Origin of the sequence: Pseudomonas morbosilactucae (assembly GCF_023241665.1) — a bacterium.
Taxonomy (GTDB): Bacteria; Pseudomonadota; Gammaproteobacteria; order Pseudomonadales; family Pseudomonadaceae; genus Aquipseudomonas; species Aquipseudomonas morbosilactucae.
The window spans coordinates 43,707-60,185 of record NZ_JALQCX010000042.1 but is presented as its reverse complement, the minus strand read 5'-3'; the positions used below and the strand labels follow the sequence as shown (position 1 = coordinate 60,185).

Below are 16,479 nucleotides of genomic sequence, written 5' to 3'. Positions count from 1 at the left end.
GCGTTGTTCGCGTTTGCCGGCCAGCCGGCGCCTACCAGCCGCGTTACAGGGCGATGGGTTTACGCCCGGCAAAGGAATGCGCGAGGGTCCCGCCATCCACCAGCTCCAGCTCGCCACCCAAAGGCACGCCATGGGCGATGCGCGAGGCCACCAGGCCTTTGTGGTGGAGCAATTGGGCGATGTAATGGGCCGTTGCCTCACCTTCGACGGTGGGGTTGGTGGCCAGGATCACTTCGGTGAAGCTGCCTTGCTCCTCGATCCGCGCCAGCAATTGCGGAATGCCAATCGCCTCCGGCCCCAGGCCGTCGAGCGGCGACAGGTGGCCCTTGAGCACGAAGTAACGACCGCGATAACCGGTCTGCTCCACGGCATACACATCCATCGGCCCCTCCACCACGCACAGCAGGGTGTCATCGCGACGGGTGTCGGCACATTGCGGGCACAGGTCGTCTTCCGTCAGGGTGCGGCACAACCGGCAGTGCCCGACCCCTTCCATGGCCTGGCTCAAGGCTTGCGCTAACCGGGAGCCGCCGCTGCGGTCACGCTCCAGCAGTTGCAGTGCCATGCGCTGGGCGGTTTTCTGACCCACGCCCGGCAAGGTGCGCAAGGCATCGATCAGTTGGCGAATCAGGGGGCTGAAGCTCATGGGCAAAGGTCCGACTAAACAACGAGACGCGGTTTATACCCGCGCCTCTGACCAGCGTCAAATGCTCAGGCTTCGGCGACCCGCACCACCAACTTGCCGAAGTTGCGTCCTTCCAGCAGACCGATAAAGGCCTCCGGCGCTTGCTCGAGCCCCTCCACCACGTCTTCCTTGAACTTGATCTTGCCGTCCCGTACCCAGGGCGCCATGGCGCTGATGAATTCGGGCTGGCGATCACCATAATCGTCGAACACGATAAACCCCTGGATGCGTACACGCTTGGTCAACAAGGCCCGTTGCAGCAGGGGCAAGCGGTCCGGCCCGGCGGGCACATCCTGGGCGTTGTACTGGGCGATCAGGCCGCACAGAGGAATCCGCGCCTTGGCATTGAGCAGCGGTAGCACTGCGTCGAAGACCTTGCCGCCGACGTTTTCAAAGTAGATGTCCACGCCTTTGGGGCAGGCCTGGGCCAACTCATCGCTGAAGTCCGGGCTCTTGTGATCGATGCACGCATCGAACCCCAACTCCTCAACCACATAGCGGCACTTGTCCGCCCCTCCTGCAACGCCCACCACACGCAGCCCCTTGAGCTTGGCCACCTGCCCGACCACCGAGCCAACGGCGCCCGAGGCTGCCGCGACCACCAGGGTTTCCCCGGCTTTGGGCTGGCCGATGTCCATCAGACCCATGTAAGCGGTCATGCCGGGCATGCCCAGCACCCCCAGGGCCATGGACGGGCTGGGCAGCCCGGAGGGTACGGGTATCAGGTTGCGGCCGTCAGAGATGCTGTGGCTTTGCCAGCCGGTGGCACCCACCACCAGATCGCCTTCCTGGAATTTCGGGTTGAGGGAACGCTCGACCCGGCTCACGGCGCCGCCGGTCATGACCTCATTGAGTTCGACCGGGGCCGCGTAGGACGGCGCGTCACTCATGCGTCCACGCATGTAAGGGTCCAGGGACAGGTACAGGGTCTTGAGCAAGACCTGGCCGTCTGCCAGGTCCGGCAGCGCCTCGCGTTCCAGGCGAAAGTTCTCCGGGACCGGCGCGCCCTGGGGGCGGGACACCAGGACGATACGCTGGTTGAGGGTCAATGCTTGGGGCATCGGGGAGGCTCCTTTGTGGATGAAGAAATCAGCTGCTACAGGGTGCAGACCATGATTGGCTGAGGGCGTTCGATGTTTTCAGCCACCGCGGCCGCAAACAAAAATGCCAGGCTCAAGGCCTGGCATTTCATGTCATCCATCCAATACGCCTGGGCGAATCAGAAGGGCAGCTTCATGCCCGGTGGCAGTTGCATGCCCGCGGTCATGCCGGACATCTTGTCCTGGCTGTTGGCTTCGATCTTGCGCACCGCGTCGTTGACGGCGGCGGCAAACAGGTCTTCCAGCACTTCACGGTCGTCTTCGCTGACGCCTTCGAGCAGGCTTGGATCGATGCTCACGCGCTTGATGTCGTGACGACCGGTCATGACCACGGTGACCATGTCGCCGCCGGCTTTGCCGGTGACTTCAGCGTTGGCCAGTTCTTCCTGCATCTTGGCCATTTTTTCCTGCATCTGCTGCGCCTGCTTCATCAGGCCGGCCATGCCACCTTTCATCATGGGAATCACCTCAAGTACTTGGATAAAAACAGCGCCCGGCGATTACAGCCCGGCGCCCTTCAGTTATTAGCCCTGACTGGCCAGGGCCTCGACAGGTTCAATAGTATCGTGACGCACCACCGCGCCGAACTCCTGCACCATCTGCTGGATGAACGGATCGCCGTGGATCGACTCCTCGGCTTCGCGCTGGCGATTGGCCCGGCGACGCGACGCCGCCTGGGCCGGGGTTTCCTGCTCGGGCTTGATCAGCTCGATGCTCAGGGTCAGGGTCCGCTGCAGGTGCTGGTTCAGGGCATCGTTGAGGCGGCGCTGCTGTGTGGCGTTGAACAGGGCGCTGTGGGCCGGGTCCAGGTGCAGCAACCAGCTGTCGCCGTCCACGGCCATCAGGGTGCAGTTGGCGGCGATGCTGCCGGTCATGCCGGAAATCGGCAACTTCGGGAACAGCTCCAGCCACTCCAGGGCCAGGCCGGTTGCAGGCTGCGCAGCAGGCAAGGGTTCAGGCTCGGGCTCCGGATCCGCCGCATGCTCGCTGGCCAGTTCGTCCAGGTAGCTGTAGGCCGAGTCCATGTCCGGCTCGATGTAGTCCTCGTCCAGAGGCGGCTCGTCGTCCAGGTCGATGCCCGGGGTGGCGGCATCGACGTCGGCAACGCTCGGCTCTGGCACCGGCGCATTGACCCACTCCGGCGCGTCCGGCACCACGCTGTCCGGGGTCGGCGTCGGCATCGGCGTCAATTCGGGCTGCTCGGCGGTGGTCTCCAGCACTGGCTCGACCGCCGGCTGCTGCTCAACCACTGGCTCGACCGGGTCGTTCCAAGGCAGGTCGACCACGGCTTCGACCACCGGGGCCGGCTCGACCCGCTCTGGCTCGACCGGAGGCTCAGGGGCCACCGCAACCTGCGGCCGAGGCTCGGGCACAGATGCGGGTACCGGCTCAGCGGCAACAGGAGCCACAGGAACAGCAGGTGCGGCAACCGGCGCTGCGGCCGCCACCACTGGCGCAGCGGACGCTGCCCCCGCCACGGCTTGGGCGGAATCAACTGTGGCTTGGCTGATCCCCACTGGCTTTAGCGGCTGCCTCGGCGCGTCCGTGGCATCTGCCGGGCGGAACGCCAGCATGCGCAACAGGACCATCTCGAAACCGCCACGGGGGTCGGGTGCTAACGGCAAGTCGCGACGCCCGATCAAACCCATCTGGTAATAGAACTGCACATCCTCGGCCGGCAGCGCCTGGGCCAGGGCCAACACCCGATCACGATCGCCATGACCGTTATCCACGCCTTCAGGCAGCGCCTGGGCAATGGCCACCCGGTGCAGCACATTGAGAATTTCTGAAAGCACGCCATTCCAGTCCGGCCCCTGCTCCGCCAGGTGGCGCACGGCCTCCAGCAGGGCTTTGGCGTCGCCGTTGATCAACGCGTGCAACACATCGAAGACCTGACCATGGTCCAGGGTCCCGAGCATGGCCCGCACATCGGCCGCCATGACCTTGCCCTCACCGAAGGCAATCGCCTGGTCGGTGAGGCTCATGGCGTCGCGCATCGAACCGTCCGCTGCGCGCCCCAGCAACCACAGGGCGTCGTCTTCGAACGGTACGTTCTCCACCCCCAGCACGTGGGTCAAATGCTCGACCACACGCTCGGGCGTCATGTTCTTCAGAGAAAATTGCAGGCAGCGCGACAGAATGGTCGCCGGCAGCTTTTGCGGGTCGGTGGTCGCCAGGATGAATTTAACGTAGGGCGGCGGCTCTTCCAGGGTCTTCAACAGGGCGTTGAACGAGTGACTGGACAGCATGTGCACTTCGTCGATCAGGTAGACCTTGAAGCGCCCGCGGCTGGGGGCGTACTGCACGTTGTCCAGCAGCTCGCGGGTGTCCTCGACCTTGGTCCGGCTCGCGGCGTCGATCTCGATCAGGTCGACAAAACGCCCTTCATCGATCTCGCGACACACCGAGCACGTGCCACAAGGGGTGGACGTAATACCTGTTTCACAATTCAGGCATTTGGCAATGATCCGCGCAATGGTGGTCTTGCCCACCCCGCGGGTGCCGGTAAACAGATAGGCGTGGTGCAGCCGCTGGCTGTCCAAGGCATTGATCAGAGCCTTGAGCACATGGGTCTGGCCGACCATTTCGCGGAACGAGCGCGGACGCCATTTACGTGCAAGAACCTGATAACTCATCGAAAACCGTCGCAACTGGGAAGCGGAAGCCGGTAATGCTAGCGGAGCAAGGGGCAAATTGCATCCGGCGCGCTCGTCTAATCTGACTAAGCTGCACTTTGCACGGCAAGGATCGGTGCTTTTAACCACGGAGCGTGTATGCGTTTGACTTGGGGGGCTCTTTTACTGATCAGTGCCTGGACCTCGGCCGACGAAATGCCCCTGCGTTTCGTGATCTCGGACAGCTGGGCCATGCCGGTGGTGCAGATCGAGCAGGGCCAACCGACCCAGGGCATCCTGCACGACATGATGATCAGCCTAGCTCGCCAAGTCGGCATGTCGGCGCAGTTCCACGTCCTGGCCCGCGCCCGGGTGCAAAACGCCATGGAGCAGGGTGAGGTCGATGTGCGCTGCTATGCCGCGCAGTCCTGGCTGCCGAACCAGTCTGGCGACTACATCTGGAGCATCCCGCTGTTCATGCAGCGCAACTTGCTGGTCAGCCATGGCGCGCACCCGCAAAAGGTGAGCCTTGCCGGGCTGGAGCGACAGCGTATCGGCACAGTGCTCAGCTACACCTACACCACCCTGCAGCCGCTGTTCGACCGCGACCAATTGATCCGTGACGACGCGCGCAACGAGGAGCAGGTGCTGCAAAAACTCGAGATAGGCCGCTACGCCTATGCGGTCAGCAGCCTCTGGACCCTGGAGTGGTACAACCGCGGGCGCGCCCCTGACAAACAACTGCGCGGCGTGGCCCTGCTTCAGGAACAGGCGGTGGGCTGCTATGTGCGCAATGACCCGGCGCTGCCCGTGCAACGCCTGTTGCGCACGCTGCTGCGAATGAAAATGTCCGGGGAAATCGACGACATCGTCCAGCGCTACACCGGCCATCGCGAGCCTCCCCATTTCGCCCCTTGAGCCCGGGCCGCTGATGACTTGCGACTCCTGACAGGAACTGACAGGTCCGCCCCTTAAGCTGCCGACCTACCCACAAGCCACCTGGAACAGGCAGCCACCATGCTCAACCTCACTCACCTATTGCTCTACGTCGACAGCCCGGCCACCAGCGCCCACTTCTATAGCCGCCTGCTGGATCGGCCGCCGGTGGACCTGTCGCCGACCTTTGCCCTGTTCATCCTCGACTCCGGGCTCAAGCTTGGGTTGTGGTCACGCCATACCGTGCAACCTGCCGCCCAGGCCGCCGGGGGCGGGGGCGAACTGGCGTTGGCGTTGGACAGCCGCGAAGCGGTCGACACTCTGTATCAGCAATGGAAAGCCTTGGGCATGACCATCGCCCAGCCACCCAATACCCAGGACTTCGGCTACAGCCTGGTCGCCCTCGACCCCGACGGCCATCGCTTGCGTGCCATGTTCCTCACCCTCGACTGAAGCGCCTGCACAGGCCCATGGAGAACGCAGTGTTGCCCCCGACAACACTGCGCTGGCCCCTCCCCCAACGACCGCGCACAGAGCCAAAAAGGCCCTGCACCACGCCCTCCTGCATGCAATAAATGGAAACACATCATTGAGCCCCAGCGACGTCATCGTTATCCTTCCCGTCGACTTGTCACAAAATGTAAGGGAATACGATGAAATACCTACGCCTTTTTATGGTGATGGCGGCCCTGTTTTGCGCGCCGTTTTTTGCCCACGCTGCCAAGCCAGCCGAGAGCGACACCACCGAGACCCAGACTGAAGAACAGTTTTTGGCCTCACTCTCCCCCCGCCACGGCACCGTCAAACTGCCCGGCGATATTGCCAGCCTCGAGCTGAGCAAAGAGTTCTACTACCTCGCCCCCAAAGACACCGAACGCCTGCTGACCGAAGGCTGGGGCAACCCACCGGGCTTCACCACCCTGGGCATGATCGTGCCCAGCGGCGTCAGCCCACTGTCGGCAGAAGGCTGGGGCGTGATCATCAGCTACAAGAATGACGGCCATATCTCGGACGACGACGCCGCCAAGATCGACTACAACGACCTGCTCAAGCAGATGCAGGAAGAGGACGAGGAAGACAACAAACAGCGTCAGGAACAGGGCTACGGCGCCATCCACCTGCTGGGCTGGGCCGAACAGCCGAGCTATGACGCGCAGTCCCACAAGATGTACTGGGCCCGCGAACTCAAGGCCGAAGGCGCCGAGAACAACACCTTGAACTACAGCATCCGCGTGCTGGGTCGCGAGGGCGTGCTGGAGCTCAACGCCGTGGCGTCCATGGACGACCTGGCCACCATCAAGCGGGAAATTCCCAAGGTCCTGGCCTTCACCAACTTCACCGACGGCAACCGCTACGCCGACTACAACCCCAGCACCGACAAGCTCGCCTCCTACGGCCTGGCGGCCCTCGTAGCCGGCGGCATCGCCAGTAAGGCGGGGTTGTTTGCCAAGCTGGGTGTCCTGCTGCTGGCCGGCAAGAAGTTCATCATCATCGGCGTGGTCGCCATCGCCGCCTTCGTCGGCCGGCTGTTCAAGAAAAAGAGCTGAACCGCCCCGCCGCAACGACAACGCCCCGCCTATGCGGGGGCGTTGTTCATTCAGACCCTGGTGCTAACGCACCTCCAACGCCTCGGCCTCGCGAATGGCCCCCGGCAAGGTGCTCGAGACACCTGCAGCCCGCGGCCGCCCGAACCGGCTCCGCCGCCAGCGCCCCTCCAACTGCAGCGCCATCACACTGCCCAGCACCACCGCCGCCCCCAGCAGCACGCTGGATGACACCCGCTCTCCGAGGACCGTCGACGCCAGCGCCATCGCCATGGGCGGAATCAGGTACATGGCAATCGATGCCCGGCTGACCTCGACCCGCGCCAACACATAGGCCCAGGCGAGGTACGCCAGCGCACTGGGAAACACCCCCAGCAACAGCACCGCCAGGTTCACCCGCCAGGACGCCTGGGCCACCGCCTGGGTCAAGCCCGGCGCATACACGCTCAACAACAGCGTGCCGGACCAGACCATGTAGCAGACCGTGGTCAGCAGCCCATAGCGCCCGGAAAAACGCCGCTGCAAGACGAAGTACAGCCCCCAGGAAAACGCCGCCACCAACACCAGCAAGCCACGGGGTTCAATCGAGCCCAGGCCCCGATCCCCGGCGACCACCACCACGGCGCCCAACAGCCCAACCCCCACGCATACCCAGCGCCATACGCTGACTGACTCCTTGAGCCAGAAAAAAGCAATCACCGTGCTGAAGATCGGCGCCGACTGGGCCAACACGCTGGAGGCCCCGGCACTCAAGCCCTGCTGGCCGTAGTTGAGGCTGACGTGGTGCAAGGCAATGGCAAAGAACCCCAGCACCAGCAGCCAAGGCAGGTCGCGCCAAGCGGGCAGCGAGATGTTCGACAGCAGTGCAATGCCGCCCATCAACAGCGAAGCGATCAGAAAGCGCAGTAGCGCCAAGTGCCCGGGGCTGTAGCCCTCAAGGCCGATATGGATGCCCACCGGCGAATAGGCCCAACACAGGATCACCGCAGCGGTGGCCAGCAACAGCTTGAACAGGGGCGAGATCGTCACGACACAGGCATCCACAGGGCAGGAGAAGAACTGCAGTGTCCCGCCCTCCACAGCTCACCACAATTAACGGATACTGCGACCATTGATCACGAGAAATGAGCAATGGAACTGACCCAACTGAAAATGGTGAAAGCCGTTGCCCGCACCGGCAGCATCGCCCGCGCGGCAGAACACCTGCATTGCGTCCCCTCCAACATCACCAACCGCCTCAAGCAGTTGGAAAGCGAACTGGGCACCCCCCTGTTCACCCGGGTGGGCCGTGGGCTGAAAATCAGCCCCGCCGGGGAAATCTTCCTTGGCTACAGCGAACGCATCCTGGCCCTGGTGGATGAAGCCAAACGCGCCGTCGACAGCCAGGCCGAACCCAGTGGTCCGCTGCGCCTGGGCTCCATAGAATCCTGCGCGGGGGGGCGCCTGCCGCCCTTGTTGGCCGAATTCCACCGGCGTTACCCGCAGGTGACTGTGGAACTGGTCACCGGCACCTGGTCGCAACTCTTTGAAGAACTGCAACACCAGCGCATCGATGGCGCCCTGGTCGCCATCGACAGCTTGCCGGCAAAGCTGCAACAGACGGTGCTGTACCGCGAGCCGCTGGTGCTGATCTCCAGCACCAACGCTGCGCCGATCCGCACCCCCAGCGACCTGCAAGGGCAACACCTATTCATGTGGCCGGCGGGCTGCCCCTATCGCCGCGCCCTGGAGCAGTGGCTGGGCAAGCACGACCTGAACCTGCCGATCACCGGCTATGCCAGTTGGGGCACCATCATCGGCTGCGTCAGCGCGGGGGCCGGGGTTTCGCTGATCCCCGAAGGCGTGCTGGAGCGCTACTCGCAATCGGCGACCCTGACCGTGCAACGTTTCAACGACTTGCTGCCGGTGGATAACCGTTTTGTCTGGCATCGCGACGTGCAAGGGCACCGCGCCCGGGATGCCTTTGCCCAGTTATTGCGGGAAAAGCTCGAGGCCTGATCCAGCCCCAGCCTGCCATCAGAAGCAACTGAGCGTTTCGGCACAATGGTCGAGCGTACCGGCACAACGCGGGGTTTGCCCTCTCCATACACTCGTCTTTCCTCCTACCCCGCAAGACGAGTTCCTTATGAAAAACCGCCTTTTGCTCAGCGCGCTTCCCATGGTTTTGAGCCTCAGCGCTCATGCGGCCGACTTCACCCTGAGCAGCCGCGACATCCGCGATGGCCAGCCCTTGAGCAGCCGTGAAGTGTTCCAGGGGTTCGGCTGCGACGGCGCCAACACCTCCCCGCAACTGTCGTGGAACAACCCACCGCCCGGCACCCAAAGCTTCGCGATCACCGCCTACGACCCTGACGCCCCCACCGGCAGCGGCTGGTGGCACTGGACCGTGGTCAACCTGCCCGCCAGCACCTCGCAACTGCCCAGCGGCGCCGGCAATGTAAGCGGCGAACACCTGCCAGCCGGAGCCGTGCAAGGCCGCACCGATTACGGCCAGCCGGGCTTTGGCGGCGCCTGCCCGCCCGTGGGCGATAAGCCCCACCGCTATCAGTTCACCGTCTGGGCCTTGAAGGTCGATAAACTGCCCCTCGACGCCAACGCCAGCGGCGCGCTGGTGGGCTACATGCTCAACGCCAACGCACTGGCCAAGGCCACCCTCACCGCCACTTACGGACGCTAAACCCATGAACGCCCCGGTCGGACTGCTGCATCGTGAAAGCCGTATCGATGCCTGTGTCATACGGGCCCGACAGCCCCATGCACTGCAACGGGTGCCGATTTTCTCCAGCGCCCTGTGCCGCGTCCGCCAAGGTGAAAAATGCATGAACTGGGACGACCGCGAAATGCGGGTCGGGCATCAGCACCTGATCCTGCTACCGGCGGGGCGTGAAGTGGGCATCAGCAATTACCCGGGGCCGCAAGGCCACTACATCGCCGATGTGGTGGTCTTTCCCACCGCAGCCTTACGAGCGTTCAGCGCGCGCTACAGCCAGCAAATCATTCCACGGCCCGGGCAAACCGCCAGCGCGGACCTGTGCGTGCCGCTGGATCGGCACACCACCCTTGCCTGGGAAAACCTCCTACACGGCATCGCCGCCGACGCACCGGACGCCCTGCGCAGCCACTACGGCGAAGCGGTGCTGCTGGCCCTGGCCCTGGGCGGCTACGCCGGGCCGCTGCTGCTGGACCGCCACGACCCGCTGTGTGAGCGCGTGCAGCACATCATCCTGAGCAACCCCGCCCGAGACTGGACCGTGGCCAACGTCGCCGAACGCCTTAACCTCGGCGCTTCGACCCTGCGCCGCCAACTGACCAACGAGCACGCCAGCTTCAGCAGCATCCTGGAGAACGTCAGACTGGGCATGGCACTGCACTGGCTACAAACTACGCCACGCCCCATCGGCGACATCGCCGCCGCCAGCGGCTACGCCTCGGCGTCGAGGTTTGCCGTGCGTTTTCGCAAGCATTACGGACTGTCGCCAAGGGAGTTGCGGGCAGCGCTTTAAAGCCGGTGGGCTGCGAGGTTCGAACGAAGGAAATCAAAGGCCTATGCCTGAATGACAGGCACACAAAAACCGCACGCTGATGGGGATCAGGTACAGGGTTTTAAATTCAGAAAAGGAAATGTGTTGCTGATGGGCGTTATGGAGGCAACCCCACCAGCCACACCCCGGCACACAATGTTCCCGCTGTGGCTGCTTCCTTCCGGATCTGACCAGGTTCACGGGTAATCGTTGCGGGGGGACCGATGGGGTCACCATCCTAGAGCTTCCAAGCGATGCTCTGTACGATTCTTCACCATCACGCGGATTCGAATTTGGCGTAATTGTAAGGCTTGTGAAGGGATGCCGCGCAAGCCATTTGTATCACCAATTTGCCTCCCTTTTGTACCACCTGAAGGCGCCTACCAGGCCCAACTAAACGGCGTGCAGCCGTTTCGACCAATGAGGAACAAGCTATGAATACCCCAATGCTTGAGGAGCGTGACCAAGAAGCAGAGCAGCGGGAGAACAAGGAGGCGCGTGCAAGAGCTGAGCATTTCGCGGAGTTGCTGGCGCCCTACCTTGCCGCCCAGTTCGGTTATAAGCGCAACTATGTGACGCTGGGTCTGGGGACTACGGTAAACGCAAGGACGCTCAAATACGACCTCTACCTCCGAGTTACACCGCCGAGGGGCCAATGGACAGGACACAACTGCTTGGTCATAGCCCGGATAGGCTTCACACCTACTCGTAAAGGCCACGGGCGGCGCTTCATGGCGTTCCTGACGGAGTGCGCAGACCGCGTCGGCTACAGCAGTATCGGAATAGAGTCGACCAATGCCGAATCTGAGGCGTTTGGGGAAAGGTTTGGATTACAGCGGCATGGTCACGGCAACAATCTTCTGGGGACTGTGCAATCAGTCAAAACCCGACTAAGCAAACACGGCAGCTGACCCTGTATAGAGCCGCCGAGACGCCATTTCATATCCGAACTCTTTGCTCCAATGGCAACAGCGACGCGTAGAGACTGTACGAGTCACCCCTATTCGCCCCCATGAAAATAAGAACTCTCCGTCGACCTTCAGAGACTCGACCCGCCGCTACGCAGGTTCAATCTTGATGCCTTCCTTATAGTCTTTCGTTTCACGGTAGGCAATGACGTAGCCGGGAAGAGCTGTAATTTGCCATTCAGCACCAAGAGCAGTCTTCACCCTTCGCAGAATATTCAGGACGGTGTCGCTGCTTGGGAGGTGAACAGTCGCGGCGACGAGGTCTGGATGTGGACTTTTGGACTTTGGCGTCTCGCCCTCAAACCTGATGTTGTAGTCGAGCTGCCCTTTGAGTTGTGCCAGGACGTCTGCCGCTGAAGCCGAACCATCTTTAATGTCCAGCTCAACTATCAAGTCAAGGTCTATGGGGTAGTTTTTATCAAAGTGACCGTCTTTAAGTATCGTGTGGTCACGGTTACGGCCGGGGTCGTTGGATCCGAACCCACTCAAGTTCCATACTGGAGGAGTGGGGCTGGCCTTGTAGTACTTGATAAGAAGTTCTTCTAAGTCCATAGCCGTAAAAACAAAGACCCGGACGGCCTTGAACCCAATGGTGTCGTGAGCAAGGTTGCGGCGTGAGCGAATTCTCACGGCGTGACGCAACAGCCGTGCGCGGAGGCCTGCTTGTGCATCAGTCTTCCCGATATAAACCAGTGTCCCATTGAAGAACAGCTGGTATACCCCCTGGGCGTCGTCAATCCCTTGGACGGTGGCTGCATCTAATGGGCCTTCGGGCATTTCCTCAAACAGCTTGACTAGCTGGCTAAGGAGCGCCGACGGCAAGTCGAACTCCAGTTCTTCAAAACATTGACGCATCGGCATGAATCCTCCATTTGTTGGAAGATTATGCCGACTTTCTTAGTGGAAGGCAGACTCTCTTAACTTTTTCCCGCTAGTGCGGCCGCTACAGATGATGCAACTACCTCAGCTAGCTGGACGGGCACCGCATTGCCAAGTTGTTTCATGGTGTCCGACCAGGAGCCATGAAAAACATAGTCGTCCGGGAAGGTCTGTATCCTCGCCGCCTCACGGACAGTGAAGTACCGTACGGAGCCGTCAGTACGAACGAGCATATTCTCACCACCCGGAACACCGTGATTCCCCGCTTTCAGAGTCTTCGCAGGTTCATCTAATGGGCTGCCTGTATGCCCCGGATAAGACCGAGCGCCGGGGTTGAATGTGTGGTTGGGCACAGGAAGCAGTGTCGGCTGTTCTGGATCTGGAAGCCCCGCAATAGCGTCTCGTACAGTTGTCCATCGAAGCTGTCTCTGCCTAGTTTCCAGGGACGTCGATAGCTGAGCAATTCGTTTTGTAAGCTTTTCTGGTGGGCGGGGCCGGGCGCGCTTGGAGACTCGGTGCTCGTCCCAATATGTTCCAGTCACCCATTTAGCGATGAGAAGCTCATCTTCTGAATGAGTAGGTTCAGGGAAGGACCACTGAATCCCTAGATCGGCTCTGAACCCTACAAGAAATACCCTTTCTCGCTTTTGGGGGACGCCGTAATCCGCTGCGTTCAAGAGGCGAAACACCACATGGTAGGTAGGCTTTACCTTGCCAGAAGTATGCAGCCCTTCCAAGCGTGCTAGGTGCTCATTCCAGGTCTCGTCTTTTTTTCTTGCGATGTCCGGGTAGCTTAGCTGGAGGTAAACGTATTCAAAGTAACTAGCGAAGCTCTGACGCAAGAGCCCTTTTACGTTTTCAAAGATGAAAGCGCGGGGTTTGGTCTCGCGCACTGCCTGGACAGCGGTAGGGAACATGTCCCTTTCATCCAAGTTGCCTCCGTGCTTTCCCCCAAGGGAGAAAGGCTGACAAGGTGGGCCGCCGGAAATGACTTCCACTTCGCCAGCGTATGGAGTGAAATCAAAGTCTCGCGCATCTCCTTCAAAGAGTAGGAAGTCCTGACCAGCCTCGACATAGTGCGCCTGATTTTCGCGAATCGTTTGGCACGCATCGTCATTCCATTCAACAACAGCCGAGTGCTGGAATCCTGCCCGGGTCATGCCCATAGCCAGTCCGCCAGCCCCTGCAAATAATTCGATGCTACTCATTACGGTCCTCGTTATTCCGGGCTGAGAGAGAGGGGGGCTTGAGGGCTTCCGCCGAACTTGCCTTTTACCCCTGCCCCCCGTGGCCTCTTGGGCGCGATTTCAATACGTGACAGCGCTTTCTTGAAGTCGAGTCTATGTTCGGCCATCTCCGCCATTAAGGCCGCGATAACTGCTAGGTGGGATGGGATTTCCCCGCGTACAGAACAGTTTGTAATTGAGTTGCGGTTCATCTCCAGCAACCCGGCAAACTCCTTGACGCTGATACCTGCCTTCCCTAACTGGCGTTGAAATTCTTCATATGTCATGGCGGCGAAGAATACAGACACTGAGAGATTAGGCACACATTTATATTCTGCACACACATATATTAATGTGCAACCTATTTGATTGTACGCTGCTGGCCGACGCCAGGTAGCATCCACCTTCTGTCTGTGAGACTGGTCAATGATGGCGCCGGACACCCAGCAAAGAGCCGCCCTGAGTGTTAGGTGGTGGACCCTATCCGCCAACTAATCCATGCACCATCTAACGCTTTGTTGAGATCGAACGGCTCAGGCTCATTTTTTACCGAAAAATCTGTCCGGCCTTTAGTATAGTAAGCATTAGCGTCTTACCCCCCCCTCCCCCTCGCTGGCCCGTACCTCCAGCTTCTTAGCTGAAGCTACATTTATGTCGATAGACGAAAGCGGTAGCGTGGGATTCATCATCCTGTCGTCGTAGCCACATCAGAGCCCCCACCTTCAACCAGCGTGGCCGAGCTGGATCATTAAGTACACCCCATGAGCCAGGTCTAGGCCGCGAACGAACCTACGAAAAAATGCGGCTTTCAGTTGGCTCAGATGTGTTGCCATTAACTGATCCATCCCGTAGCATTCCGAGCCAACACATTGAGCCAGGACTGCATCGCCATGACCACAACCATCGCCTATGTCCGCGTCAGCACCGACGACCAATCCACCAAAGCGCAGCGCCATGACATAGAAAAGGTCTACACAATTGCGCAGTGGTTCAACGACGAGGCAACTAGCGGAGCGACCAAGGCGATGCAGCGACCTGGCTTTGAAGCTCTGTACAAGTACGTCAGGAAAGGTGACACAGTCGTTGTCGCGGCCATCGACCGCCTGGGTCGGGACACCATTGACGTACTGACTACTGTGGAGATGCTTAAAGAGAAAGGGGTGGCGCTGGTCTCGATACGCGAAGGCTTCGACTTATCGACGCCCATAGGAGACGCGATGCTGGCTATGCTTGCCGCAGTCGCGAAGTTGGAGCGCTCGAACATCAAGGCGCGGCAGATGGCGGGTATCGAGCGAGCCCGAGCCCAAGGCAAGAAGCTTGGGGCGGTCAAGAAAATCGACGACCACGCCGTCGCCACTTGGAGACGCGAAAACAAAGCCAGCATCGCGGACACAGCAAAACATTGGAACATTTCCACAGCTGGAGTGAAACGCGCCTGCGTGTCCACTAAGGCTGTCGAGGCAACACAGCCCTGACCCCGTGCAGTTAAGAACTCGCGCCGCCCCCTTAACCAACATTGAACAGCCCACCCTCCGACTGCAATAGGTAATTACGGCCAGTCTAGGAGAAACCAGAGGCGCCCCTCAGGAATTACGGCCCATCCTTGTATAAGTAAGGCCTGTTGCCACACCGAGGCGCATTACGGCCAGTCTATGTACAACCAAGCCGGCGTTTCGCCAGGCTGCGCATAACCATCCCCATTCCCTGCGAACTATCAACCCTGCCTGGGCAACCACGGCGGGGCGTTTGCATTTGCTATCACAGGACATCCATCCCATGAAACACCCATCACCCCTGGTGCGCCTCAATCTGCACCTGCGCAAAGACCATCTCAACCGATTGACTCGCTTGGCTGCTGCCATCAGCAAACGGAAAGGGCGCGATACACGGCTCGCAGAATCCCTAGAGCTGGCCCTGGTTAGCGGCCTGACATGGACCGATCAAGATCTATTGGACTTGCTTCAGCCTGACCGGGAGGTACGCCATTGGTTTGCCCTTGGCCCTATCGTACGAGGGCGGTGAACCATGCCAGTGAAGAAAACACCTAAACGCACCGAAATGCTGAGTGCTGACGAGCTTCACGAGCTATCACGTCGAATAGAAGCCAACGCTGACGGAATAATCAATAAGCGACTTGCGAGCCGGCCGACCGCTTCGAAACGCTCACCGACGCTTATTGTCGCCGAAAAGAACCCGACAGAGCGGAGAGGCCGACCTTCAAAGCATATTCAAAATCCCTTTTATGGCTTTCTCGGCCCCACAACAATATATGGGCGTTATCCATTTTTCGTTCAGGACATCATGGAGGGCATTGCCCGTCTCGACTGGCACGACCGACGCATAGGTAAAGGTGGCTCCTCCAAGCCGCTCTCAGTGCGGAAGCTAATGGTCATCATCGAAGTATTGGAAGTCATCACTACCAATGACGTTTGTGAAGTTCTCGAGATTCAGACCCGGCATGCACAGCGTTACGTAAAGGCCATCGAATTAGCACTCCCGTTCCTTATGAAATCCCGACCACGCTCGCTTAAATACGAGATGGACCTCCCAGGCGATGCATTAGAGAACGCTGAGTATTGGGAGAAGCGCTGCGAATCCCATTCAGTAATAGACTGCCAAACTGTCATGCCCTCACCCGCTGAGTTGGCGAAACTGCGGCACGACCTGGGTGACGACGCCTTCGACCCATACTACTTAATTAACGCCGCATACTATAAGGAGAGGCAACAAGACCTCCTCATGGTAAGCCGTTCGGCAGAAGTGATTCCGTTAACCAACCTCCTTTCAGGGGCAGGCGTGGCACAGGCAGCAGCGTAGCGCTGCGTGGGGCCGTAGAGCCTGACCAACAATCCCGTCCAACCTAAGAAGGCAGGGTTAGTAGTCCAACTACGAAGAAAACAGCTTTAAGTCCCCTTTCTTGTTGGTCGACCTCGCTGAGCACCTGACAGCAGCTTCGCTACTGCCAGCTACCACGGTCGCCCTTGGGTCTTTCCCGCAATAGCCTG

The 16,479-nt window shown here is 60.4% G+C and carries 17 protein-coding genes and 1 other RNA gene; 9 read left to right on the top strand and 9 right to left on the bottom strand.

Translation table 11 applies throughout. From position 1 onward, the window contains the following. Positions 1-43: 43 nt before the first annotated feature. From recR to dnaX, 4 genes are all read right to left on the bottom strand, one after another. Positions 44-646, bottom strand: a complete 603-nt coding sequence (gene recR, locus M1B35_RS22325; RefSeq protein ID WP_268263096.1) for a recombination mediator RecR — start codon at positions 644-646, stop codon at positions 44-46. A gap of 65 nt (positions 647-711) precedes the next feature. Then, entirely contained in the window at positions 712-1,746 is a 1,035-nt protein-coding gene (locus M1B35_RS22320; protein WP_268263095.1) for an NADP-dependent oxidoreductase, read from the bottom strand. 158 nt (positions 1,747-1,904) lie between these two features. Beyond that, positions 1,905-2,243: a YbaB/EbfC family nucleoid-associated protein gene (locus M1B35_RS22315; RefSeq protein WP_009047931.1), complete on the bottom strand. Its 339-nt coding sequence runs from the start codon at positions 2,241-2,243 to the stop codon at positions 1,905-1,907. 66 nt (positions 2,244-2,309) lie between these two features. Further along, positions 2,310-4,421, bottom strand: coding sequence for a DNA polymerase III subunit gamma/tau (gene dnaX, locus M1B35_RS22310; RefSeq protein ID WP_268263094.1), 2,112 nt, complete (start codon positions 4,419-4,421; stop codon positions 2,310-2,312). 138 nt (positions 4,422-4,559) lie between these two features. Here dnaX and M1B35_RS22305 point away from each other — a divergent pair, with 138 nt between their 5' ends. The 3 genes from M1B35_RS22305 (at position 4,560) to M1B35_RS22295 (ending at position 6,883) form a co-directional block, all read left to right on the top strand. Continuing rightward, positions 4,560-5,318 (top strand): substrate-binding periplasmic protein, encoded by a 759-nt coding sequence (locus M1B35_RS22305; protein ID WP_268263093.1) that lies wholly within the window; start codon positions 4,560-4,562, stop codon positions 5,316-5,318. Between the two features lie 99 nt (positions 5,319-5,417). Then, positions 5,418-5,789, top strand: a complete 372-nt coding sequence (locus M1B35_RS22300) for a VOC family protein (protein ID WP_123330598.1) — start codon at positions 5,418-5,420, stop codon at positions 5,787-5,789. A gap of 200 nt (positions 5,790-5,989) precedes the next feature. Continuing rightward, positions 5,990-6,883: a DUF2167 domain-containing protein gene (locus tag M1B35_RS22295; protein ID WP_268263092.1), complete on the top strand. Its 894-nt coding sequence runs from the start codon at positions 5,990-5,992 to the stop codon at positions 6,881-6,883. A 63-nt stretch (positions 6,884-6,946) separates the two neighbouring features. Here the strand turns inward: M1B35_RS22295 and M1B35_RS22290 are convergent, their stop codons facing one another. After that, a complete protein-coding gene (locus M1B35_RS22290; protein WP_268263091.1) occupies positions 6,947-7,909 on the bottom strand; it encodes a DMT family transporter in 963 nt (320 codons plus the stop codon). 102 nt (positions 7,910-8,011) lie between these two features. Between M1B35_RS22290 and M1B35_RS22285 the strand changes: the two genes are divergently transcribed. From M1B35_RS22285 to M1B35_RS22275, 3 genes are all read left to right on the top strand, one after another. Beyond that, entirely contained in the window at positions 8,012-8,878 is an 867-nt protein-coding gene (locus tag M1B35_RS22285) for a LysR family transcriptional regulator (protein ID WP_268263090.1), read from the top strand. Between the two features lie 127 nt (positions 8,879-9,005). After that, positions 9,006-9,557 (top strand): kinase inhibitor, encoded by a 552-nt coding sequence (locus M1B35_RS22280; protein WP_268263089.1) that lies wholly within the window; start codon positions 9,006-9,008, stop codon positions 9,555-9,557. A gap of 4 nt (positions 9,558-9,561) precedes the next feature. After that, positions 9,562-10,383: a helix-turn-helix transcriptional regulator gene (locus M1B35_RS22275; protein WP_123330590.1), complete on the top strand. Its 822-nt coding sequence runs from the start codon at positions 9,562-9,564 to the stop codon at positions 10,381-10,383. A gap of 148 nt (positions 10,384-10,531) precedes the next feature. Here the strand turns inward: M1B35_RS22275 and ffs are convergent. Further along, an RNA gene (gene ffs, locus M1B35_RS22270) (signal recognition particle sRNA small type) lies at positions 10,532-10,628 on the bottom strand. Between the two features lie 207 nt (positions 10,629-10,835). Here ffs and M1B35_RS22265 point away from each other — a divergent pair. Continuing rightward, a complete protein-coding gene (locus tag M1B35_RS22265) occupies positions 10,836-11,312 on the top strand; it encodes a GNAT family N-acetyltransferase (protein ID WP_268263088.1) in 477 nt (158 codons plus the stop codon). Between the two features lie 147 nt (positions 11,313-11,459). Here the strand turns inward: M1B35_RS22265 and M1B35_RS22260 are convergent, their stop codons facing one another. The 3 genes from M1B35_RS22260 to M1B35_RS22250 are packed head-to-tail and all read right to left on the bottom strand — an operon-like array spanning position 11,460 to position 13,797. Next, on the bottom strand, positions 11,460-12,230 hold the full coding sequence (locus tag M1B35_RS22260; RefSeq protein ID WP_268263087.1) for a GIY-YIG nuclease family protein: 771 nt from the start codon (positions 12,228-12,230) through the stop codon (positions 11,460-11,462). Between the two features lie 56 nt (positions 12,231-12,286). Continuing rightward, positions 12,287-13,456, bottom strand: a complete 1,170-nt coding sequence (locus M1B35_RS22255) for a DNA cytosine methyltransferase (protein ID WP_268263086.1) — start codon at positions 13,454-13,456, stop codon at positions 12,287-12,289. An 11-nt stretch (positions 13,457-13,467) separates the two neighbouring features. Continuing rightward, entirely contained in the window at positions 13,468-13,797 is a 330-nt protein-coding gene (locus M1B35_RS22250; protein WP_268263085.1) for a hypothetical protein, read from the bottom strand. Positions 13,798-14,364: 567 nt separating this feature from the next. Between M1B35_RS22250 and M1B35_RS22245 the strand changes: the two genes are divergently transcribed. Both M1B35_RS22245 and M1B35_RS22240 read left to right on the top strand, forming a co-directional pair. Next, complete coding sequence (locus M1B35_RS22245; RefSeq protein ID WP_268263084.1) at positions 14,365-14,949, top strand: recombinase family protein; 585 nt, start codon at positions 14,365-14,367, stop codon at positions 14,947-14,949. Between the two features lie 550 nt (positions 14,950-15,499). Beyond that, positions 15,500-16,291 (top strand): helix-turn-helix domain-containing protein, encoded by a 792-nt coding sequence (locus tag M1B35_RS22240; protein WP_268263083.1) that lies wholly within the window; start codon positions 15,500-15,502, stop codon positions 16,289-16,291. The last annotated feature ends 188 nt before the right edge of the window (positions 16,292-16,479 follow it).

Coding starts and splice junctions, on each gene's coding strand:
- M1B35_RS22315 (WP_009047931.1), bottom strand. CDS start 2,243: ATGATGAAAGGTGGCATGGCCGGCCTGATGAAGCAGGCGCAGCAGATG.
- M1B35_RS22260 (WP_268263087.1), bottom strand. CDS start 12,230: ATGCCGATGCGTCAATGTTTTGAAGAACTGGAGTTCGACTTGCCGTCG.
- M1B35_RS22295 (WP_268263092.1), top strand. CDS start 5,990: ATGAAATACCTACGCCTTTTTATGGTGATGGCGGCCCTGTTTTGCGCG.
- M1B35_RS22320 (WP_268263095.1), bottom strand. CDS start 1,746: ATGCCCCAAGCATTGACCCTCAACCAGCGTATCGTCCTGGTGTCCCGC.
- M1B35_RS22300 (WP_123330598.1), top strand. CDS start 5,418: ATGCTCAACCTCACTCACCTATTGCTCTACGTCGACAGCCCGGCCACC.
- M1B35_RS22240 (WP_268263083.1), top strand. CDS start 15,500: ATGCCAGTGAAGAAAACACCTAAACGCACCGAAATGCTGAGTGCTGAC.
- M1B35_RS22285 (WP_268263090.1), top strand. CDS start 8,012: ATGGAACTGACCCAACTGAAAATGGTGAAAGCCGTTGCCCGCACCGGC.
- M1B35_RS22280 (WP_268263089.1), top strand. CDS start 9,006: ATGAAAAACCGCCTTTTGCTCAGCGCGCTTCCCATGGTTTTGAGCCTC.
- M1B35_RS22245 (WP_268263084.1), top strand. CDS start 14,365: ATGACCACAACCATCGCCTATGTCCGCGTCAGCACCGACGACCAATCC.
- M1B35_RS22275 (WP_123330590.1), top strand. CDS start 9,562: ATGAACGCCCCGGTCGGACTGCTGCATCGTGAAAGCCGTATCGATGCC.
- M1B35_RS22255 (WP_268263086.1), bottom strand. CDS start 13,456: ATGAGTAGCATCGAATTATTTGCAGGGGCTGGCGGACTGGCTATGGGC.
- dnaX (WP_268263094.1), bottom strand. CDS start 4,421: ATGAGTTATCAGGTTCTTGCACGTAAATGGCGTCCGCGCTCGTTCCGC.
- recR (WP_268263096.1), bottom strand. CDS start 646: ATGAGCTTCAGCCCCCTGATTCGCCAACTGATCGATGCCTTGCGCACC.
- M1B35_RS22305 (WP_268263093.1), top strand. CDS start 4,560: ATGCGTTTGACTTGGGGGGCTCTTTTACTGATCAGTGCCTGGACCTCG.
- M1B35_RS22265 (WP_268263088.1), top strand. CDS start 10,836: ATGAATACCCCAATGCTTGAGGAGCGTGACCAAGAAGCAGAGCAGCGG.